General features: G+C 32.2%; 13 protein-coding genes and 1 tRNA gene. 13 read left to right on the forward strand and 1 reads right to left on the reverse strand.

The genetic code is table 11. From position 1 onward, the window contains the following. The first annotated feature begins 186 nt into the window (after positions 1-186). The 8 genes from ERCISPPA3004_RS00960 to tldD all read left to right on the forward strand — a co-directional run bounded on the left by ERCISPPA3004_RS00960 (position 187) and on the right by tldD (position 11,117). Positions 187-684, forward strand: a complete 498-nt coding sequence (locus ERCISPPA3004_RS00960; RefSeq protein WP_415017141.1) for an OmpH family outer membrane protein — start codon at positions 187-189, stop codon at positions 682-684. A gap of 3 nt (positions 685-687) precedes the next feature. Next, positions 688-1,716, forward strand: a complete 1,029-nt coding sequence (lpxD, locus tag ERCISPPA3004_RS00965; protein WP_157990274.1) for a UDP-3-O-(3-hydroxymyristoyl)glucosamine N-acyltransferase — start codon at positions 688-690, stop codon at positions 1,714-1,716. Between the two features lie 161 nt (positions 1,717-1,877). Then, positions 1,878-2,333 (forward strand): 3-hydroxyacyl-ACP dehydratase FabZ, encoded by a 456-nt coding sequence (gene fabZ / locus ERCISPPA3004_RS00970; RefSeq protein ID WP_157990275.1) that lies wholly within the window; start codon positions 1,878-1,880, stop codon positions 2,331-2,333. A 3-nt stretch (positions 2,334-2,336) separates the two neighbouring features. Then, on the forward strand, positions 2,337-3,125 hold the full coding sequence (gene lpxA / locus ERCISPPA3004_RS00975; RefSeq protein WP_157990670.1) for an acyl-ACP--UDP-N-acetylglucosamine O-acyltransferase: 789 nt from the start codon (positions 2,337-2,339) through the stop codon (positions 3,123-3,125). 3 nt (positions 3,126-3,128) lie between these two features. Further along, positions 3,129-4,274, forward strand: coding sequence for a lipid-A-disaccharide synthase (gene lpxB, locus ERCISPPA3004_RS00980; RefSeq protein WP_157990276.1), 1,146 nt, complete (start codon positions 3,129-3,131; stop codon positions 4,272-4,274). Positions 4,275-4,838: 564 nt separating this feature from the next. Further along, complete coding sequence (gene dnaE / locus ERCISPPA3004_RS00985) at positions 4,839-8,321, forward strand: DNA polymerase III subunit alpha (protein ID WP_157990277.1); 3,483 nt, start codon at positions 4,839-4,841, stop codon at positions 8,319-8,321. Positions 8,322-8,333: 12 nt separating this feature from the next. Then, on the forward strand, positions 8,334-9,302 hold the full coding sequence (accA, locus tag ERCISPPA3004_RS00990; protein WP_157990278.1) for an acetyl-CoA carboxylase carboxyl transferase subunit alpha: 969 nt from the start codon (positions 8,334-8,336) through the stop codon (positions 9,300-9,302). Positions 9,303-9,671: 369 nt separating this feature from the next. Further along, positions 9,672-11,117, forward strand: coding sequence for a metalloprotease TldD (gene tldD, locus ERCISPPA3004_RS00995; RefSeq protein WP_157990279.1), 1,446 nt, complete (start codon positions 9,672-9,674; stop codon positions 11,115-11,117). A gap of 224 nt (positions 11,118-11,341) precedes the next feature. Here tldD and ERCISPPA3004_RS01000 read toward each other — a convergent pair whose 3' ends face one another. Next, positions 11,342-12,715: a UDP-glucose dehydrogenase family protein gene (locus tag ERCISPPA3004_RS01000; RefSeq protein WP_157990280.1), complete on the reverse strand. Its 1,374-nt coding sequence runs from the start codon at positions 12,713-12,715 to the stop codon at positions 11,342-11,344. 1,697 nt (positions 12,716-14,412) lie between these two features. On the opposite strand from ERCISPPA3004_RS01000, the gene rsmH reads away from it, so the two are divergent. The 5 genes from rsmH (at position 14,413) to dapD (ending at position 23,659) form a co-directional block, all read left to right on the forward strand. After that, positions 14,413-15,348, forward strand: a complete 936-nt coding sequence (gene rsmH / locus ERCISPPA3004_RS01005) for a 16S rRNA (cytosine(1402)-N(4))-methyltransferase RsmH (RefSeq protein WP_157990281.1) — start codon at positions 14,413-14,415, stop codon at positions 15,346-15,348. A gap of 3 nt (positions 15,349-15,351) precedes the next feature. Continuing rightward, complete coding sequence (ftsL, locus tag ERCISPPA3004_RS01010) at positions 15,352-15,648, forward strand: cell division protein FtsL (RefSeq protein ID WP_157990282.1); 297 nt, start codon at positions 15,352-15,354, stop codon at positions 15,646-15,648. 764 nt (positions 15,649-16,412) lie between these two features. Then, a complete protein-coding gene (gene mfd / locus ERCISPPA3004_RS01015; protein WP_157990283.1) occupies positions 16,413-19,862 on the forward strand; it encodes a transcription-repair coupling factor in 3,450 nt (1,149 codons plus the stop codon). A gap of 1,076 nt (positions 19,863-20,938) precedes the next feature. Further along, positions 20,939-21,026, forward strand: a tRNA-Ser gene (locus tag ERCISPPA3004_RS01020). A gap of 1,808 nt (positions 21,027-22,834) precedes the next feature. Then, positions 22,835-23,659: a 2,3,4,5-tetrahydropyridine-2,6-dicarboxylate N-succinyltransferase gene (gene dapD / locus ERCISPPA3004_RS01025; RefSeq protein WP_157990284.1), complete on the forward strand. Its 825-nt coding sequence runs from the start codon at positions 22,835-22,837 to the stop codon at positions 23,657-23,659. Positions 23,660-24,051 lie beyond the last annotated feature (392 nt).

The following is a 24,051-nucleotide window of genomic DNA, read 5'->3' on the forward strand; positions in this document are numbered from 1 at the left end:
AATATGAAGGCAGAGTTAATATTAAGGCAGAGTTAATATTAAGGCAGAGTTAATATTAAGGCAGAGTTAAATAATAAGCCATAATCTGCATTAGAATGAATCAGTTAGTGTGATACGATATTGTAGTGATATATTCTATTTACCGTAATGATAATCAATAACCTAAAAGTCTTAAGGAGCTCAAGAGTGAAACAGGTTTTTCGCATTATAAGTCTAAGTGTTATTTTAATTTTTTCTGTATCTGCTGCGGCCTCTGATAAAATCGCAATAGTAAATATTTCTGATATTTTTCAGCAATTACCACAACTTACTGTTGTAACGCATAAGTTAGAAAAAGAGTTTAAGGATCGAACGATTGCCTTGCAGAATATGGAGCATGATCTGCAAACCAAAATACAGAATATGCAGCGTAATAGATTAACCATGAAAGCAAGTGATCAGCTTCAAATAGAAAAAGAAATTATCAAAAAGCGCGAAGCATTTAATACTACCGTTCGAGTTTTTGATCAGGATACTCGTCGTCGTCAAATAGAAGAACGGGATAAAATTATATATCAAATTCAGAATGCTGTACAGAAAGTTGCTAAACTTCAAGGTTATGATTTAGTTTTGGATCGAGGTGCGGTCGCTTACGTTTCTTCAGTGAAAGATATTACTGCTGATGTTTTGAAGCAGGTAAAATAGTCTATGTTTTTTATTCGACTGGCTGATTTGGCTAAGGAGTTACATGCAGAATTGCATGGTGATGGAGAAATTGCTATCTCTGGTATTTCATCTATGCAATCTGCTCAAAAAGGTCAGATAACTTTTCTTTCTAATAAGCGCTATTCTAAAAAGCTTTTAGGCTGCCAAGCTTCAGCTGTGGTATTAACACGAGCAGATCTGCAGTTTTTTTATGGTTCTGCATTAATAGTGAGTGATCCGTACCTAGCATATGCTCGTATAGCGCAATTGTTTGATAGAACACCTAAACCAGCGATTAGGATTGCTCCAAGTGCGGTAATTGATTGTACAGCTTGTCTTGGACAACGTGTAGCTATTGGTGCTAATTCAGTCATTGAATCTGACGTTATATTAGGTGACGATGTAGTAATTGGTGCTGGATGTTTTATTGGAAAACAAACTAATATCGGTTCTAGGAGTCGACTATGGGCAAATGTTTCAATTTATCATAAAGTAGAAATTGGACAGGATTGTTTAATTCAATCTGGAGCAGTTATTGGTTCTGATGGTTTCGGTTACGTTCGGGGCTCGGGTAATTGGGTTAAGATTCCCCAGTTAGGTACGGTAATTATTGGGCATCGTGTTGAGATTGGTGCCTGTACTACGATTGATCGCGGTTCTCTCGATAATACACAAATTGGTAATGATGTTATCGTGGATAATCAATGCCAGATTGCACATAATGTTATTATTGGCAATAATACTGCAATAGCGGGCGGTGTTATTATGGCTGGCAGCCTCCAGATTGGGCAAGATTGTATGATTGGCGGTGCAAGTGTTATTAATGGACATATAGAAATCTGTGATAATGTTACTGTTACCGGGATGAGCATGGTCATGCGATCTATCACGGAACCTGGCATATACTCTTCAGGAATTCCGATTCAACCAAATAAAACCTGGCGTAAAATGGTAACATTAGTAATGAATATTGACGATATTAGAAAACGCTTAAAAAATATTGAACGTACATTCAAAAATATTGAAGCATAAGTAAACTACTGCATAACCTATATATAGTGTATATCAAATAATATGTGAACAAGAATAAGTATAGGGTCGCAAACAAATGATTTTTGGTTTGTGGAAAAATTGTAATTTTTTTTACAAGTCTCATTATTGATGCTATTAGCTTTTAGGACGGGAAGAGTATTTTGACTATTCACATGCATACCCTAAAAATTGAAGAGATCATTAATCTTTTACCGCATCGCTACCCATTTCTATTAGTTGATCGAGTTATTGCATTTGAAAAAAACAAATATTTGCGAGCAGTGAAGAATGTTTCAGTCAATGAACCGTTTTTTCAAGGTCATTTTCCTGGAAAACTTATTTTTCCAGGGGTTTTAATCTTAGAAGCTATGGCTCAAGCTACTGGTATTCTTGCATTCAAAAGCATGGGTAAATTAGAATCGGGTGAACTTTACTATTTTGCAGGTATTGATGAAGCACGTTTTAAGCGTCCAGTGGTTCCAGGTGATCAAATGATTATGGAAGTCAACTTTGAAAAAACCCGTCGTGGTTTAACACGTTTTAAAGGCGATGCGACCGTTGATGGTAAAATTGTTTGTGAAGCAAAAATGATGTGTGCCCGTAGCCGGGAGGTTTAATTGGTGATTGATGCTACCGCCGTTATTCACCCTAGTTCCATTGTTGAAGAAGGCGCTGTGATTGGTGCTGGCGTCCAGATTAATCCATTTTGTGTTGTGGGTTCTAATGTTAGAATTGGCGCTGGTACAGTTCTAAAATCACATGTGGTAGTTCATGGTCATACTTCTATCGGAAAAAACAATACTCTCTGGCCATTTGCCTCAGTTGGCGATGTTAATCAGGATCGAAAATATTCTGGCGAGCCAACACGAGTTGAGATCGGAGATCGTAATCACATACGTGAAAGTGTAACGATTCATCGCGGAACCGTACAAGCAGAGGGAATTACACGTATTGGTAATGATAATTTATTAATGGTAAATGCACATATTGCTCATGATTGTATTATTGGGAGCAATTGTATTTTATCTAATAATGCTACATTAGCTGGGCATGTCAATGTTGATGATTTCGCGATTATCGGTGGCATGACCGCAGTACATCAATTCTGTATTATCGGTTCTTATGTCATGGTAGGTGGATGCTCTGGTGTGACACAGGATGTACCTCCTTATATTATTGCGCAAGGAAATCATGCAAGGCCATTTGGGATTAATGTGGTAGGTTTACAGCGTCATGGCTTTAGTAAAGAGGCATTAAGTGCGATCCGTGCTGCCTACAAAATGCTATATCGTAGCGGAAAAACACTTGAAAAAGTAAAACTAGAGATCGCGAGCATTGCGAATTCACATCCAGAAGTGCAATTATTTTATGATTTTTTTGCTCGATCTACTAGAGGGATTATTCGTTAACCTATGGCTATACAATCTTTAATTATTGCATTAGTTGCTGGAGAAACTTCTGGTGATATACTTGGCGCTGGGCTTATTCGTGCGATAAAAAAAAAGCACCCCAATGCTTATTTTGTGGGAATCGCTGGACCCCTCATGCAGCTTGAGGGGTGTGTGGCGTGGTATGATCTGTCAGAGCTTTCTGTAATGGGGTTTTCTGAAGTATTGTTTTGTATACGACGCTTATGGTATATTCGCCGTGTTTTAACTCGTCGATTAATTAATTTAAAGCCAGACGTTTTTATTGGTATTGACTCTCCGGATTTTAATTTAACACTAGAAAAAAATCTTAGGCGTCAAGGTATACGAACTATTCATTATGTAAGCCCAGCATTATGGGCGTGGCGAAAAAATCGCATATATAAAATTAGACATGCCGTAGATCTTATCTTATTACTCTTTCCATTTGAAAAATTATTTTATGATCATTTTGATATCCCTTGTTGTTTTATTGGTCATGCTTTAGCGGATCTTATGCCAATTGTCCCAAATAAATCATTTGCGCGTTATGAGCTTGGGATTTCAGACAAAGCTTTATGTTTAGCTTTGCTGCCAGGAAGTCGTAGCGCTGAAATAAACATGTTAGGTGCAGATTTTTTAAAAACAGCAATGATTTTACGAGAAAAATATCCAGAATTAGAGATTTTAGTACCGTTAGTTAATGATAAACATCAAGCGCAGTTTAAAGCAATTCAATCTCGCGTTTCACCGAATTTATCGGTGCGTTATTTAGACGGAAAAAGTCGACAGGCTATGCAAGCGAGTGACGCTACTTTGCTTGCATCTGGCACAGCCACGCTAGAGTGTATGTTAGCGAGGTGCCCTATGGTAGTTACTTATCGCGTAAAACCGGTGACATTTTGGTTAGCTAGACGATTAGTTCGTACAGAGTATATATCATTACCTAATATTTTAGCAGGTTTTAAACTTGTTCCTGAATTATTACAGGATAACTGCCAACCATCACGGCTTGCTGCTGAATTAGAATTATTTTTAGATCAAGAACAAAGTTGCTATGCGTTATTTGATATTTTTTCTAATTTACACAAGCAATTGCGACAAAATGCAAATGAAAAGGCTGCAGAGGCAGTATTGGGGATTTGTAAATAAATGATTAAGTATAGTTACATAACGCATAAGAGCATCATAGTGATTTCCATAAAGATATTATGTTTATTCTTCTGTTAAGAAGCTATATGATAATAGATAATAGTATTTCTAATACTGTGCATTATGTTGGTGAATACTGTTTTCATTTTTTAGAAAATCTATATATTTAAAAAGGATTGGAGTTAAAAAATTATTTTTAATGTATAAAGATTTGATTTTTTCACGTCTCCGTACGCTATAGAGAATATATAATATTGGTATATTTATCTTTATATCTTGTGTCATATTTCTTTAATATATCTAAGAATTGTGATAATAATCACATTTACACCTTACTACTACATGTGTCTTAATACATTGCTTATACGGTGATTTATTCTATAAGTAAGATAGTTTTAGACTAAGTAATCTACATTAACTATATAGTCAATTCATTGGTGAAAGCATCGTTATAATCTAGATCTATCGTTGTAATTTTACTATAAAATATCCTTATTGGGTCTCATAAGGCTTACAATAATTTTCCTTTCTTTATTATTCTCTAACTCGCGCATAGGAATTCAGATGCCAGAGCCTCGTTTTATTCATTTACATGTGCGCAGTGACTACTCGATAACAGATGGTTTAACAAAAATAGCTTCATTAGTAATGCATGCAGCAAATATGGGGATGCCGGCTCTTGCTATTACAGATTTTACTAATCTATTTGGTCTTATTAAATTTTATAAAATAGCCCATGACTATGGTTTAAAACCAATTATCGGCGCTGATTTTAGGATAAGTTGTTGCATTCTAGGTAATGAATTACCTCATATTACTATACTAGCAGCTAATAATAAAGGCTATAGAAACCTAACGCTTTTAATTTCACGTGCCTATTTGCGTGGTTATGGATCGCATGGTCCAACGATAGATCGCGATTGGTTACGAGAGCATCAGGAGGGCCTGATATTACTTTCTGGTGGACATAAAGGGGATGTTGGCAAAATGTTATTACGTGGTAATCAAATACAAGCACACAAGTTCTTGAATTTTTATCAGAAACATTTTCCTAACCGATATTATCTTACGTTAAGCCGGACTGGCAGACTTAATGAAGAGATATATCTAAATGCAGCACTAGAGTTAGCAGGGTTATATACTATTCCTGTTGTTGCTACTAACAATGTATGTTTTCTTTCTAAGTCAGACTTTGAGGCGCATGAAATTCGCGTAGCAATACAAAATGGCTATACTTTAGGGGATCCTAAACGCCCAAAATCTTATAGCGCACAGCAATATTTACGTAGTGAAGAGGACATGTGTACACTTTTTGCAGATATTCCTGAAGCGTTAGAGAATAGTATAGAAATCACTCGTCGTTGTAATGTAACTATTCAACTTGGTAAGTATTTTTTGCCACAATTTCCTACGGGCAGAATATCTACAGAATATTATTTAATTCAAAAAGCTCAGCATGGCCTAAAGGTTCGTTTAGCGCACCGTTTTCCAGATAGAGATATGCGCATTCTCCATTATGAGCGCTATCAACAACGATTGAATAAAGAGTTACAGGTTATTAATCAAATGGGTTTTCCTGGTTATTTTTTAATCGTGATGGAATTTATTCAATGGGCAAAAGAGCAAGGTATTCCAGTAGGTCCTGGCCGCGGATCTGGGGCTGGCTCATTAGTAGCTTATGTTTTAAAAATTACAGATATAGATCCGTTGGAGTTTAATTTATTATTTGAGCGTTTTTTAAATCCAGAGCGTATATCAATGCCCGATTTTGATATTGATTTTTGCATGGAAAAACGTGACTTAGTAATTGAACATGTAGCAAATATATATGGTCGTCATTCAGTTTCACAAATTATTACTTTTGGTACCATGGCAGCAAAAGCTGTAATACGTGATGTAGGGCGTGTATTAGGGCACCCTTATGTTTTCGTTGATCGCATTGCTAAGGCAGTACCGTTAGATCCAGGTATGACACTAGAAAAAGCGTTGCAATGTTCTTCTAGTTTAATCGAGTTATATAACACAGATGAAGAAGTCAAATCTCTTATTGATATGGCGCGTAAGCTAGAAGGTGTTACACGAAATGCCGGTAAACATGCTGGCGGTGTGGTGATCTCGCCAACAAAAATTACTGATTTTTCACCATTATATTGTGATGAAAAGGGTCAAAACCCAGTTACTCAGTTTGACAAAAACGATGTCGAGTATACTGGTTTAGTTAAGTTTGATTTTCTTGGATTACGTACGCTAACTATTCTAGACTGGGCTCTGGAAATGATTAATGCTCGTCTTAAGAAAAATGGTCTTAAATTAATTGAAATTTGTGAGATCTCACTTTCGGATCCAAAAAGTTTTCAGATATTACAAAATGCTGAGACTACTGCAGTGTTCCAGTTGGAATCACGCGGTATGAAAGATTTAATTAAGAGATTAAAACCAGATTGTTTTGAAGATATTATTGCTTTAGTTGCATTATTTCGTCCTGGACCATTACAATCCGGTATGGTAGACAACTTTATTAATCGCAAGCAAGGAAGAGAAAAAATATCGTATCCAGATGCACAGTGGGAGCATAAGCTGCTTCGACCGGTTCTTGAGTCAACTTACGGTATAATCTTGTATCAAGAACAGGTTATGCAAATTGCTCAAGTTTTAGCTGGTTATAGTCTAGGCAGTGCAGATATTCTACGTAGGGCAATGGGAAAGAAAAACCTTATGGAAATGGTTAAACAACGGAGCATTTTTGAAAAAGGAGCTAAAGAAAAAGGCATAAATAGTGTGTTAGCAATGAAAATTTTTAATTTGGTTGAGAAATTTGCTGGTTATGGTTTTAATAAATCACATTCAGCTGCTTATGCATTAGTCTCTTATCAAACATTATGGGTAAAAGCTCACTATCCAGCTGAATTTATGGCGGCAGTGATGAATGCTGATATAGATAATACAGATAAAATAGTTATTTTAGTAGGTGAATGTTGGCGAATAGGTTTAACAGTTTTACCGCCAAATATCAATTCTGGATTGCATCACTTTTATGTTAATGATAAAGGAGAAATTGTTTATGGTCTTGGAGCTATTAAAGGAGTTGGTTTAGCTCCAATTTCAGAAATTATTCAATCAAGAAATCAAGGTGGTTGTTTTTATGAAATGTTTTCATTTTGTTCGCGCATTAATATTAAAAAAATTAACCGTCGAGTTTTAGAAAAATTAATTATATCTGGTGCTTTAGACTGTTTTGGACAACATCGGGCTGCATTAATAAGCGCGCTTCCTAATGCTATCAAGTCTTCTGCTCAATACAGTAAGGCAGGAGAGATGGGGCAGTCTGATATTTTTGGAGTACTGTTGGAGTCACAGGATTTAGTGCAGCAAACATATTCTAATGTAAAACCTTGGCCGGAAAATGTTCGATTAGAGAGAGAAAAAGAAACCTTAGGTTTTTACCTTACTGGGCATCCTATTAATCCATATTTAGAAGAAATTTCAAACTATACTAGCGGGCATCGCTTAAAAGATGTACGCCCAACTAAAAAAGGAGAAATGACTACTATTGCTGGTGTTGTTGTTGCGTCTCGGGTTATAGCAACAAAAAAAGGTCACCGTATGGGTGTATGTACATTAGATGATCGTTCGGGTAAAATTGAAGTAAAATTATTTAAAGATTTACTTGATAAATTTAAATATCTTTTAGATAGAGATCGTATTTTGATTGTCACTGGTCAAGTGAGTGTTGATAGATTTAATGGTGGCATGCAGATAATAGCTCAGAAGATTATTGATATAAATATGGCTCGTGAAAAGCATACGCATTATCTCTCTCTTTTTTTATTAAAAAGTAACACAGATGAGAGGATTATACAGAAATTACATGATTTATTGATACCATATTGTCCAGGAACTTCTCCTATTAGATTACACTATCAAGGTAATAATTACCGAGTTACATTGTGTTTTGGTGAATCATGGAGAGTTTCATTACATGACAGTTTACTAAATGATTTAAGATTCTTATTGGGATTTGATAAAGTAAAATTAGAATTTTATTAAAATAGGATAACTATGAGCCTCAATTATTTAGATTTTGAGCAACCTCTTATGGAGATTGAAGAAAAAATTAATTCTCTAAAAGCAATTCAGCGTCAAGCAGAGCCTGAGCATATTAATGTTGATAAGGAAATTCGCCGATTACGTGATAAGTGTACTTACATGACGCGTAAAATTTTTGCTAACTTAAGTGCTTGGCAAATTGCTCAATTAGCGCGACATCCTTTACGTCCTCACACATTAGATTATATTAATACTATATTTACTGATTTTGACGAGTTAGCAGGTGATCGCTCGTATGCAGATGATAAAGCCATTGTTGGTGGAATTGCGCGAATTTCTGGACGTCCTGTGATGATTATTGGACACCAAAAAGGTAGAGAAACTAAAGAAAAAATTCGCCGAAACTTTGGTATGCCAGCACCTGAAGGTTATCGTAAGGCATTACGTCTAATGGATTTAGCACAGCGCTTTAATATGCCGATTATTACACTGATTGACACACCAGGCGCTTACCCTGGTGTTGGAGCTGAAGAACGCGGGCAAGCAGAGGCGATTGCTTGTAACTTACGGGAGATGTCTAGACTTTCGGTTCCCATAATTTGCACTGTCATTGGTGAGGGGGGCTCTGGTGGCGCGCTAGCTATTGGTGTTGGTGATAAGGTTAATATGTTGCAATACAGCATATATGCAGTAATTTCTCCAGAAGGTTGCGCCTCTATTTTATGGAAGAGTATAGATAAGGCTTCTGTGGCTGCTGAGGCTATGGCCATCATTGCTACTCGTTTAAAAGCATTAAAATTAATTGATAGTGTTATTCCTGAGCCGCTGGGTGGAGCACATCGTGATTTATTGATCATTAGCAAAACAATGAAACAGCAAATTTTAAAAGATCTAGCAGATTTAGATACTCTACGTAAAGAAGAACTATTAGATCGTCGTTATCAACGATTAATGAGCTATAGTTCTATTACTATATTTTAGTTAAATATTTAATATTATTATTGATCTATATATTTGAAGTAAGTTGTATATATTTAAATATATTTTCATTACGTGTCAATGTTTATAAAGTTTATAGTAGATGAATATTAAAAATAGTAAAATCTCCAAATTAAGCAAAGAATTTTAGTAGTTAGTAACAGTCATGTTATTCATATATGTTTATAAAGCGATATTGACTTTATATTTATTGTATAAATTAGATATACTATAAATTTTTAAATGCGTTAAATTGTAAAATTGATTCATATAGGAATAATCTTCGCGGATTTAACATTCCAGTGATACCACTTATAGTATTTTTGGTGGTCATATTATTATTTTTAGTTTTATTATATAAAATGGACATTTATGAACGTAACCTTAATAAATGAGAAGCTCTTAACTGAAAATAATTTAACTCAAAGAGATTTATCTTCAACTTTAGATTTTTTGTCTGAGAGAAATATTACATATGGTGATCTTTATTTTCAGCATGTTTATTATGAATCGTGGACATTAGAAGATAAAATTATTCAAGATGTCTATTGCAATACTAATCATGGCGTAGGGGTTCGCGCTGTTATTGCTGAAAAAACTGGTTTTTCTTATTCTAATGATATTACACTACAAGCTTTGCGTCAGAGTTCTATTGCTGCACGAAGTATTGCGTTGGAGAGGGGTAATAGAAGAGTTGATTGTTTTAAGAAAGAGATGTCTTTCCAAAAATACTCACATCAGGATCCTTTTAAGGCTTTTACATCTGAAGATAAAATTGCATTACTTCATACAATTGATCAAGTAGCGCGCATGACTGATAAGCGCGTTCAGGATGTTTCAGTTCATTTAAGTACCTCATATGAACAGGTATTAGTTGCGGCAACTGATGGAACTTTAGTAGGTGATATTCGTCCTCTGATTGGATTATCGATTAACGTACAAGTAGAGGATAATGGTAAACTAGAAAAAGCCATAAGTGGCGGTGGTGGTCGTTTTAGTTATAAGTTTTTTTTGGATAAAGTATCCGGTGAAGTGCGAGCTGAATCATGGGCTCGTGATGCTGTTCGCATGGCTTTAGTTAATTTATATGCTACGTCCGCTCCTGCAGGATCCATTCCTGTTGTTTTAGGTTCTGGGTGGCCAGGTGTGCTCTTGCATGAAGCAGTTGGCCATGGCTTAGAAGGTGACGCTAATCGACGAAAAAACTCTATATTTAGTGGTCGGATCGGTGAGAAAGTGGCTTCTGAACTTTGTACTATAGTAGACGATGGCACGATGTATGGGCTGTCTGGCTCTCTGTCTATTGATGATGAGGGTGTACCAGGTCAATACAATGTATTAATTGAGAAAGGTATTGTAAAAAGTTATTTACAAGATAAATTGAATGCTCGACTTATGGGTGTGAGTTCTACCGGCAATGGTCGCCGTGAGTCCTATGCACATTTGCCGATGCCGCGTATGACTAATACTTACATGTTATCAGGATTATCAACGCCACTAGAAATTATTGAAAGTATCGATTATGGATTGTATATAACAAAATTAAATAGTGGACAGGTAGATATTATATCTGGAACATTTGCTTTTTCTGCTTCAGAAGCTTATTTAATAAAAAATGGTGCTGTGAGCACTCCTGTTAAAGGAGTCACACTCATTGGGTCTAGCATTGAAGCTATGCAGAATATTTCAATGGTAGGAAATGATCTTGCGTTAGACACGGGGGGTTCATTTTGTAGCAAGGAAGGGCAGACTGTCCCAGTTAGTGTTGGGCAACCTACTATAAAACTTGATAAGTTAACTGTAGGCGGTACTGATTAAGTGGTATATTTTTAATATATTTATTACTGTGGTATTTTTTTATTTGTTAAAGTAAATTATGATTTAGTTTTGTCATCGTTTAAAGAAATAATGTGATAATAAAAAAACAATTATCATTTTTATTTAACTTATGATTACATATTAGTAATGCTTCTATTAATATGGATCTGTATTTTTATAATCGTCGTATAAACACTAAAGTTTAGACTATATCTATGTAGTAATTAGTCATTTATATCTCTATCCAATGCGGTATTAAGGGATTTTTGAATGGATTCTCCACGGCCAATAGCATAATAAACAAATCCGCGTTGTTTCATTTGTTTAGGGTCATATAAATTACGTCCGTCAAAAATTACTGGTTCTTTTAATGTATTTTTTATTAGATTAAAATCTGGTACTCGAAAAGCATTCCATTCTGTGCATATGATAAGAGCATCTGCATGCTTTAGTGCTAGTTCTTTTTTGGCTATAAGTTTTAGATCTTTCCGAAAACCATAAATACGTCTTGTCTCTTGTATTGCTTCTGGATCATGAGCTTGTATGGTAGCTCCAAATTCCCATAATGTTTCCATTATAATTCTGCTAGAAGCTTCACGTATGTCGTTAGTATTAGGCTTAAAAGAGATACCCCATAGGGCAAACGTTTTTCCTTTTAGGTCATCTTTGTAATGATTTTTAATTAAGGTTAGTAGTTTATGTTTTTGTATTTCATTAATATTTTCTACTGCTTTTAATAAATATGACTGATATCCAAGTTTTTCAGCAATGCGTATTAAGGCGCGTATATCTTTTGGTAAGCAAGAACCACCGTAACCGCAGCCAGGATAAATAAACGAGTTTCCAATGCGTGAATCAGAGCCAATTCCTTGCCTTACTTTTTCAATATCAGCACCCAGGAGTTCTGCCAGATTAGCTATTTCATTCATAAAACTAATTTTAGTAGCAAGCATGCAATTTGCGGCATATTTAGTGAGCTCAGCACTGCGAATATCCATTAGGAGCATACGGTTGCAATGTTGGTTAAACGGCTTATAAAGTTCATATAAAAGTTTAACAGCGTTTGTGTTATTAGCCCCAATAATAATGCGATCTGGATTCATGCAGTCAGTAACTGCTGTACCTTCTTTCAGAAATTCAGGATTAAACATTACATCATATTTCAATTGTATACCACGTTGTTTTAAAATTTTTTTAATTAAACAACTAATATGCTCTGTAGTTCCAACTGGAACGGTTGATTTGTTTAGAATTACTTTGTAGTGGTCCATATATTTAGCAATTACACGCGCAACAGAGAGAACGTTTTTACAATCAGACATACCATCAGAATCGGATGGTGTGTCAACAGTAATAATTTGTATTAACCCATGACCCACTCCTTCCTCTGCATAAATGGAGAATTGTAAGCGTCCCGCTTCACAGTTTTGGATAATTAGCGGAGAAAGACCAGGTTCAAAAATAGGAATTTTTCCTTTTTTTAAACGCTGAATCTTTATAGCATCGATGTCAATACAAAGCACATCATGTCCAACTTCAGCTAAAATAGCAGCCTGAACTAAACCGACATAACCAACACCAAATACTGTAATTTTCATGGATCTTCCTAGTTAACAACGATATTTCTTCTTAATGATATAATCATCGTATTGTTTTTTTATTCATCAGGTTAGTTTTATGATATTAAGAGTTAATTTTAATAGAGATTTTTAGTTATTTATATTCTGTACAAGTCTATTTAGTGCGTTATCTATACTGTTAGTTCTATTTTGTAAAATTTAATATCTTAGTATTTTTATATTATCAATATAATGATCAATAGTGTTTGAAAATAAAAAGATTCCAGGTTTCTAGGTAACAAATATGATTATCTTTATTAATTATTAACTCATCTTATATGAAAAGTTTTATTTTGTGTAGCTTACTTATGTGAGGGGATAGAGAAAAAATTTACGTTTTCACCGTGATTTTTATTTAATTATTTGACACGGTAATCACATTTTTAATGTAATCTATCCGAAAAAATAACTGTTTTGGATTTTTTTAAGATGTTTTTCTTTTGGATGCATTAATTGAATGTGTTGTGTTAGATAAAATTATACCATGAGTGTTTCTTAAATAGATTTAAATATCATGATAATATCTATGATCGTAGAGATTTTATAAAAGATTAGTCTGTAATTAGTTGGTCATTCACTTAGTATTTGTTATTGTTTATAACAATCTGGATCTAAAATAAAAACGTTTTATGTGTAGATTTTTTTATAGACTACTTTAAAAATAAGATAGCAAGTGCTAATAGTTCTACTTTTATTAGAGGTATTTATGAGTAGTATGCTATACTTTTCTTAACTAATTATTAGTTTTAATAAATGCTTTTGTTTAAAAGTGTATTAATATATAATTAAATGTTATTATATACTTTATAATCAAGTTTAAATAAAAAAGTTTCGTTATATTTTTTGAAAACAAATCCCCTTATCTTACCTGAAAATTTCACGTTCAAGTTTATTTTATCAACATCTTTAGTAGGTAGAAGATTAGGATGTATGAAAAATCTAGCATGACTTATTTATTTGTTATGTGATGTCGTAAGTATAACTACTGATTATTTAATAAGTTATAAAAAAGATTATAGAAAATCAATGTAGAAAAAAGATAGGTGATTAAGTGACTTGATAATACCCATTATTATCAATTGATTAATATGGTGGTATTAGTTAATTTAATGGGGTTGTAGCAACTGATTTTTTTAATTAGAAAAAAATTACCTAATTTTATTTATTTTTTATCAGCAATATTTAAGAGAAGCATCCTATCCATTTAATATATTGAGTGATAACACAGTATAATTACACTAATTAATGATAGAGACATGATATTTATATTTTTATTTCAATAAAATTTTATGTAAAATGCATATTTTTATTAACTAATGGTATTAGTATCTATTGAAGATGCTTACCTAACTATGAGTGGAAAATCATTTAAATATATAGTTTTATATTTAAAGTAAGCGGGATTTTTGCTTGAGAAACATTCGGTTTATTTTGTACATTTTTATTAACATACTAAATTTTAATATTCATATAGAGTTTTTCTGGATTAAAAGAGTTGCGTTTAACTCATGGGTACATCCAGATTGAAGGTTTTGAACATAAGATATAATAATTTAAAAATATTATGGAATTAATAGAGAAAAATTAAATCACATTATTGAGGCAAACAATGGAGATGTAAAATTATTTAATATAATTATACATCTATAATAGGTTTTAAAAATTAACAAATTCGTATGCAAACTATTTTAAAACATATACCAGTGCTAGTAAATGAAGCAGTTAATGGGCTTAATATAAAATCGAATGGTATATACATTGATGGAACTTTTGGATGTGGTGGGCATTCACGTGTAATTTTATCGCACCTTGGAACGGAGGGGCGTCTATATGCCATGGATTGTGATCCGTGTGCAATTTCTATTGCATCTGAAATTACTGATCCTCGTTTTACTGCTGTTCACAGTTCTTTTTCTGAGATGGCTCAATATGTTTCAACGCATCAATTAAAGGGAAAAATTGATGGCATCATGCTAGATTTTGGCGTTTCCTCACCACAAATAGATGATGCTCAACGTGGTTTTTCCTTTATGAAGGACGGACCGTTGGATATGCGTATGGATCCTTCTCGTGGCCAATCAGCGGCAACATGGTTGTTGAGCACAAAAGAAAAAGATATTGCTTTTGTTTTACGGGCTTTCGGTCAGGAGCGTTTTGCGAAACGTATTGCTCGTGCAATTGCAAAAAGAAATCATAAGAATCCGATAACCCGCACTAAAGATTTGGCTGATGTAATTTATACAGCTATTCCATTTAGGGAAAAATGGAAACATCCAGCAACACGTAGCTTCCAAGCAATTCGCATGGTAATTAATAATGAAATCGAAGAGATTAAAGAAGTGCTTTCAGGTACGCTACAAATTTTAAAATCAGGCGGTCGTCTTTCAGTGATTACCTTTCATTCTTTAGAAGATCGTTTAGTAAAAAATTTTATCAGAGAGAACAGTAACAGACGACAGGTGCCATTTGGTTTTCCAATATCCGAAGCTCAACTTGATCATTTAGATGGGAGACGCCTAAAATCACTACATAAGATGATGCCAAATATAACTGAAATCTGTAATAATCCACGAGCTCGAAGTGCAACTTTGCGGATTGCAGAGCGCATCTAGATTATGAAAAATAAGCGATATAGTTTACCGCAGATTATTTTTATAGATTTAATGCATAATAGCAAGATAGCAATATCGCTTTTAATGATGATATTAATTTCTGCGATTTTTGTTGTATACATTACATATCAAACGCGATTATGTGTTGCTCAACGTGAACAGTTATTTTTGCAGCGTAATGCATTAGATATTGAGTGGCGTAATTTAATTCTTGAGGAAAATGCTCTAGTCACTAATAATGGAACCGGGAAGACAAAAGAAAAAAGTATGCAAATGAAAATATTCAATATTGGTGATTAATATATTTTTGTTTATTATATATTCTAAATTTTATTATAAGCATGTACCATTCAACTTAAATAGATATTTTAGAGTATATCTAGATAAACAAAATTTTTTTATGTAGGGAAGAATTTTTATACTTATCTGATGTATGTAATAGATGTAAGCTATATCATTTAATCTACTAATATTTATGTAATTCAATAAAAATCATTTAATCAATTTAATTAAAAATAAAATATATAGTATAATATTAACAGATAATATTAGATTTAAACAACAATGTTATGATTTAGTTTTTTTAATAAATAGATTACAGAAAAATTATTTAAAAATAGTTGCATTCATAATGTCTGATAAATTAGTCAAGACGGTGATATATATAACTCATAAATATAAAACATTCTTAAAAACTGAGATCTTATGACATAACATATATGAAAGTATGGTAATTACAGCTATAAGTTAAAATTAATAGGGGTTATTATGAATTTGGAGAATAATATGTATCTGCATATCTAATAAATTAAGATAAAATAATTTATTATAACATATAAAATAAATCTTTAATAAAAAATATTTTTAATTTTTATTTGATCGAAAAAATATAAAAAAAATCACCATCTTGAGCGATTAATCATATTTATGATATCAAAATAATTTTATTGATTATATATTGTTGATTATATTATAAAATATAAAAATGCATTTTACTAACTTACCTGAGGTCAGTATCTTTCCGGAACAATTGATGATTTTACATAAAAACTATATAACTAATTATGCTAGAACTTTATTGTTATGACCTGCCATTTAGAGCAGGTGATCAGCGTCATCTAGGACAGCTAACCGGCGCAGCCTATTCTATTGAGTGTTCTGAAATAGCTGAACGTCATAACGGTCCAGTAATGATTGTTACACAAGATGTAAAGAATGCACGACTTTTATTTGAAGAGATTAAAACATTTACTACCAGAATGGTTATGCGATTTTCTGATTGGGGGACGCTACCGTTTGATAGTTTTTCTCCAGATAAAGAGATTATATCGTCTCGTTTATCTATGCTATATGAGCTACCTACATTAAATCATGGCATTTTTATTGTATCTATTAATACTTTAATGCAGCGAGTTTGTCCATACAATTTTCTAGTAAATGCTGCATATATAATAAAAATAAGTCAAATATTAACTCATGATCAACTGTTAGCTCAACTAAAAAAAATAGGATATCGCGGTGTACATCGCGTAATGGAACATGGTGAGTTTTCTAATAATGGAGAATTTTGGTACATTTATCCTATGGGTAGTAACAAAATTTGTCGTATCAGTTTATTTAACAATCAGATTAATAGTTTGCATTTGTTAGATAGTGAAAATCAACTTTTATCGGAAGAAATTACAAAAATTAATTTACTGCCAGCTAATGAATTTCCTGTTAATGATAATGCTCTTGAGCTTTTTATTCAGAAATGGTTTAAAAATTTTAAAATTAATACAAAATCTAATCATATTTATGAACAGATTAAAAAAGGTATTTTACCTGCGGGTGTTGAATATTGGCAGCCATTATTTTTTGAAAAACCGTTACCTGGACTTTTTAATTATTTACCGACAAATACGCTCGTATTGATTACTGCTGATATAGAGTCTGCTTCACAGTGTTTCTGGGAAGATTTGCAGCGTCGTTATAGGGCTTGTCATGCTAATATAATGCAACCGCCACTAGATCCTAGGTTCTTATGGTTTAGTCGCGATGAATTTTTCAGTGAGCTTAAAAAATGGCCATCTATACGACTCAAGTCTGAGCGATTAAAAGAAAATTTCTATAATACCAACTTAGAGTATTCCCCTTTACCAGGTTTTAAAATTGAGACAACATCTAAAAAACCACTAGACAAATTACGCCAATTTTTAAATTCTTTCCCAGGACAGGTGGTATTTTCAGTACAAAGCGAAGGGCGTCTGGAAATCCTACAAGAGCGTTTGGCTTGTATTTCAGTCAGGTTAACAATTATTAATTCATTAGCGCAAGCACGAGATTCTGGTAAATATTTATTAATTTCTGCTAGTGAGGTAGGTTTTATTGATCATAGAAAAAAGCGCGCTTTAATTTGTGAAAGAGATCTTTTGGGTGATAATTTTGTGACCCCGTACTATCAAAAAACTCCTTATAATATTGATTCTAATATCTTTCTTCAGAATTTATCAGAGCTATATCTAGGTCAGCCTGTTGTACATATTGAGCATGGTATTGGGAGATATATGGGGTTAATTGTCTTAGAAACTAATGGAATTTCAGTTGAATACCTTATTCTTATGTACGCTGGAGACGCTAAGCTGTATGTACCGATATCATCATTACATTTAATTAGTCGCTATATAGGAGGCTCTGGATTAGATGCTCCATTGCATAAGTTAGGTAGGGATACTTGGTCTAGAGTGCGGCAAAAAGCCGTTGAACAAGTGCGAGATGTAGCGGTAGAACTTCTTGATATTTATGCGCAGCGTACAGCTAAGACTGGATTCGCGTTCAAAAAAGATTTAGAACAATATCAATTATTTTGTGAAAGCTTTCCATTTGTTGCCACTGTTGATCAAGCAGTAGCGATTAATGAAGTGTTGAGAGATATGTGTCAACCTGTATCCATGGATCGTTTAATTTGTGGAGATGTAGGTTTCGGTAAAACAGAAGTAGCTATGCGTGCTGCGTTTTTAGCGGTCATGAATCATAAACAAGTTGCTGTGTTGGTACCAACTACTCTTTTAGCTCAGCAGCATTATGATAATTTTTTGGATCGTTTTGCTCGCTGGCCGGTCTCTATTAAAATGTTATCCAGGTTTCGTACAGATAAAGAACAGTCTGAGATCTTAACAAATGTATTTATAGGAAAAGTAGATATTCTTATAGGAACTCATAAGTTGTTGCAAAATAAAATTAAATGGCATGATCTTGGTTTATTAATTATTGATGAAGAGCATCGCTTTGGTGTTCGTCATAAAGAGCGCATAAAATTAATACGATCTAATGTTGATGTCTTGACGTTAACTGCTACCCCTATTCCGCGTACTTTAAATATGGCAATGCATGGCATCCGTAATCTGTCAATAATTTCTACCCCTCCAGCTCGTCGCTTACCAGTAAAAACTTTTGTTCATGAATATGATAAAAGAATAGTATATGAGGCAATTTTACGTGAAGTGCTTCGTGGTGGTCAAGCGTATTATCTTTATAATGATGTGGAGAATATCGAAAAAGTCACACAACAATTGTCGGAATTAGTTCCGCAAGCTCGTATTGCATTAGGTCATGGGCAGATGCGTGAGCGTGAATTAGAAAAAGTAATGCATGATTTTTACCATCAGCGCTTTAATGTATTAGTGTGTACTACTATTATTGAAACCGGTATAGATATACCAAGTGCTAATACGATTATAATTGAGCGTGCAGATCGATTTGGTCTTGCACAACTACATCAACTACGTGGACGAGTTGGCCGCTCTCATCATCAGGCTTATGCATGGTTGCTCACCCCGAATCAAAAAGAAATGACTAGTAATGCGCATAAACGCCTAGAAGCCATTCTAGCTATAGAAGATCTAGGGGCAGGTCTTGCTCTTGCTACACATGATCTTGAGATTCGCGGAGCAGGAGAATTACTTGGTGAAGGGCAAAGTGGTCAGATAGAAGGGGTTGGGTTTTCCTTGTATGCTGAACTTCTCGAAAATACTGTTAATGCTTTGCAAATAGGGCGCGAACCATCTTTGGCAGATTTAATTAACAGTCAAACTGATATTGATCTTAGAATACCTGCACTAATCCCAAGCAATTTTATTTCTAATGTAAAGACTCGCTTGTCATTCTATCAACGTATTGCTAGTGCTAAAGAGTTAGATTTGATCGAAAATATTAAAATAGAATTAATTAATCGTTTTGGATTATTACCAGAGAGTACTCGTACACTTCTAGATATCTCAGCCTTGCGAATATTAGCCAAACAATTTGGAATACGAAAAGTCGAGGCGAATGAAAAAGGAGGGTGGATTGAATTAGAAAAAAATAATAGGATTAATACTAGATATTTTTTAGAGCTTTTAGAAAAAGAACCATGCTCTTGGTTTTTAGATAGTCCAGTACGAATTAGGTTTATTTACAACTTATCTAATCCTAAAGTACGACTACAATGGATTACTGCATTAATTTATAAAATATGCGATTATAAAATCACTTAATATTAGATATTTGTTAGGCCTGAAATAAAATATTATTTTTTGAAAAAAAATAAATAGATAGGTGTAAAAATTAATCACGTATTGTTTGTTTATAGAAATAAAGACAGTTATTGATATTGTGACGTATAGTATATTTAAGATAGAGAAGTTACTTTTATAATTGTAATAAATAGAATTTAAAAATTTGTTTTATGAGAACAACTCTATCTCTCCCCATGATGAATTTTTTATTCTAGATATATGAAAGAACGCAAGTATAGAGTGTATAGAGATAGAATTGGGAACTTCAATAATTATAGTCTCGTTGTTTAGGTGATTGATTGAGCGCATATTATTGTATATTAATATAATTATATATAACATTAGGTAATTAAGTTATATGATGTAAAAGTTATTAATTTTATATTTAAACATAGAGTTAATAACTTATTTTATTATTCAGATGTGTATAATAATGTATATCATGCAAGAAATTTTATAAATTTTATTTCTGGCAGACTGTATATAGGATGCGATATACAATCTACAGATGGTTTTATTATATCAATACATAAAATTACGTATTATTATATTTATTTTTAATAGAGCGTAAAAAATAGATTTTTGTGACATTATTATTAGTGATTATATATAATTGCAGTTATTCGATAACATAAGATTCAGATAGCGTATATAAAAAATGTAATAAAAATATAAGATATATTATATAATAAAATGAGACTGATGGTAAAAAAAATAGAAAATTACATTGAGATTTATTGTATTAAGAAGGTTTATTTAATAAAATTTTTAATTATCAAGAGTTTTTGATATTTAATCATAATTAAGTCATTAACTCTAAAAATAACATTGGCTAGTCTATTTTAGAAAAATATTAAAGCTTGTACTATTCATATAGTAAAGCATCTTTATTATATCATAGTGAATCAGTTCATCAAAATATGAAATAAAAGTTTACTATTAACTATCGGCACTATTATACATAAAATATTGTGTACATAAATAATTTTTGGATCTTATTGGGAAAAATCTCCTAATATTATAGGGTTTTTTGTAATTGGTGCCAAATAAATTTTGGTGAGATGTCTGAGTGGCCTAAAGAGCATGCCTGGAAAGCGTGTATATGGAAACGTATCGAGGGTTCGAATCCCTCTCTCACCACCAATAGCTCAAGTATGTAATATTTTATATTAAAATTTATATTTTTGGTTGTTTATAGAATTTAATTAATATAGAAGGTTATATAAATACATCAGATTATATTTTTATTACGATGTTAAATTTTTTTATTACTCTAATTCTAGACTTACAGATTAATTTCATAAGGTATTATGAAGTTAAGGTTATATTTTTCTGACGATCTAATTAATTTTAAATAATATCTTGAGTATATAAAGTATATGTAATGTTAATGATACTAATCATAGGATTTTTTAATTTTATATGGAATATATTACTGAATATTAATTATAATTTTTGATATTAATATTGATTAATATGATTTACGATATAATGTATATTGTTTACTTGGACAATGCTTGAGTTTTTTTAAACTATTATTAAATTATATTTGTTAATATTTATTATGTTTATGTTTGATCAGGGTGAATTTTATTTTAGCCGCTACCATGTTTTACTCGATATGCTTGATTTATCTGAGGTCTAAAATATAGTTATATAAAGAGTTATCCTTGCTTTTTGTATATTCATCTTTTTGAATAAAAAGAATCATTTTTTCTCATCGTTCAAAACTTTAGAATTAGTTTATTGTTCACTGATTATACATTATGCACCTAAATATTATCCGTATGATATCTTTGTAGGAGAGAATATTCATCTCTTATTGAAAAATACGCATTGGACGATAATATGTTTATATTAGCCTCTATAGTTTTTTAGAAACTGATCTTTTTATCTGCATGAAATAACAAAGATTTATAGTTAATCTTACCGAAAGCAGAGTCCTGTTATTAGTAATACTACCGTGCCATATACAGATGACTTATAAAACTACTATCGAATATTTTGTGTTAATTATTTTTATCATGTTATTTTTAAATCTCTTGTTCAGCGTATCAGGATTCATGAATGACTTAAAATGCTTAAAAGTGATGACAAGAGGTATATAATTTTTTCTTATGATCTATAGTCTATCTATTAATCTTAAATTTTTAGTAAATTTTTAATTCTTTTAAGTTTCCTTGCAATATGTAATTTTCATATAAGCAATCTACGCGTAAAAATGGGCTAGTTTTAATGTGGTGTTAATAGCAGATGTAATCATAAAATTCTAAAAATTTTTATTTATTAGAATAATTAAAAATTTTCTCAAAGGTTTATTTAAAAGATCTACTGATTGTTTGTATAAGATGTTTTTAATATACAAATTTTATTTTTGTTACTCAAGATAATGAATTCAACAAGCCAGTCCATGCTGTTAAAATTTTTCTAAATTTTTTGATATTGAAGAGGTAAGTTTTTCTAGTATATGCAATTATTAAACAAGCATCTGGCATGTAAGGTATTCACTATTTACACTGATACGGATTATTGATTTTTAATGTAAGGTACTATATATCTTTATAGATATACATTTAAATCTATTTTATTTAATATATATCAATGTATATTGCGCATTTTCTAATCATTAGGAATTTTATTAATATATATCATTAGATGATTTTATTTGAGCGTTGTAAAAAGTATATGTTTAATTTTTTATAGATCTTAGATCTATTTATGTAGGAATAATATTTATTTTTTAGTTTGTATCATTGCACAAATAGTGTAAGAGAATGGTTATATTATCTTTAATATTATTAAATAATTGGTTTTGTAGGTTTTGTTAGAATATAAAAGTAATTAAGTGTATATTATCACTTGACTTCAAAAAGTATAGGGTTTTGAGTAAAGTATTGAACAGCGATCTTTAAATGGTATGAATAAAAAGAACAAACTGAGCTAAAATATTTATGAAACAGTTAGAAAAAATCATTAACGATGCCTTTGATAGTTTATGTGTTACTAACATCCAAAGCTATGATCAGCGTACTCGTGAGGCAGTTTATGAGGTTATATCTCATCTAGATGATGGCAGTTTGCGTGTTACTGAAAAAATTAAAAGTGAGTGGATAATTTATGAGTGGGTAAAAAAAGCGATATTACTTTTTTTTTATATTAGAAATAATCAGATCATGGGTAGTTTAGATAATCCTTGTTATGATAAAATACCTATGAAATTTGCACGATATGATGAAAATTGCTTTAAAAAATCAGGATTACGCGTTGTTCCGCCGGCATCAGTACGATATGGTGCGTATATTGCTCGTAATACTGTTTTAATGCCTTCTTATGTTAATATTGGTGCATATATCGATGAAGGTACATTAATCGATACTTGGGCAACTGTTGGTTCATGTGCACAGATTGGCAAAAATGTACATTTATCTGGTGGTGTTGGTATTGGTGGAGTTCTAGAGCCATTGCAAAAAAAACCAACAATTATTGAGGATAATTGTTTTATCGGGGCACGCTCAGAAATTGTTGAAGGAGTGATCGTAGAAGCCGGTTCAGTAATATCTATGGGCGTATATATTGGGCAAAGTACAAAAATCTATGCACGTGATACTGATCAAGTATATTATGGACGTGTTCCAGCAGGTTCTGTTGTAGTTCCTGGCAGCCTTCCATCAAAAAATAAAAAATATAACCTTTATTGTGCAGTTATTGTTAAGACAGTAGATGCTCAAACTCTTTTAAAAACAAGTATCAACCAGTTATTACGTAGCGTTACATAATGTTATTTGTATGTTTATCAATAAAACATAGAATATTTGGGTAGTACTTAACAGAAGATAGTGTTTTTTTAGAGAATAGATCTATGTTTTAGAGTAAGGTATTTATTGGAATATAATATGGTTTATTGAAAATAGATAAAGATAGAGAATGTTGATTGACATTGCAATATTGTTTAATAATTTGTTGTAGTGTTATACATATAATTATAAAGTTTATTAATTTATGATTGATATTGATTGGGTCTTATTTTATATAGATAAGAGTTAACCTTTTAGAAATATATAACGAACGATCTATGTAGTTTGCTTATTAAGCATAATCAACTATTTTTTTGATAGCGTGCTTATAAGCGTCTATTTTTAACCTAGTGATAGCAAAAATTATATTCATA

Source organism: Candidatus Erwinia haradaeae (assembly GCF_900698995.1).
Classification (GTDB): Bacteria; Pseudomonadota; Gammaproteobacteria; order Enterobacterales; family Enterobacteriaceae; genus Erwinia_E; species Erwinia_E haradaeae_C.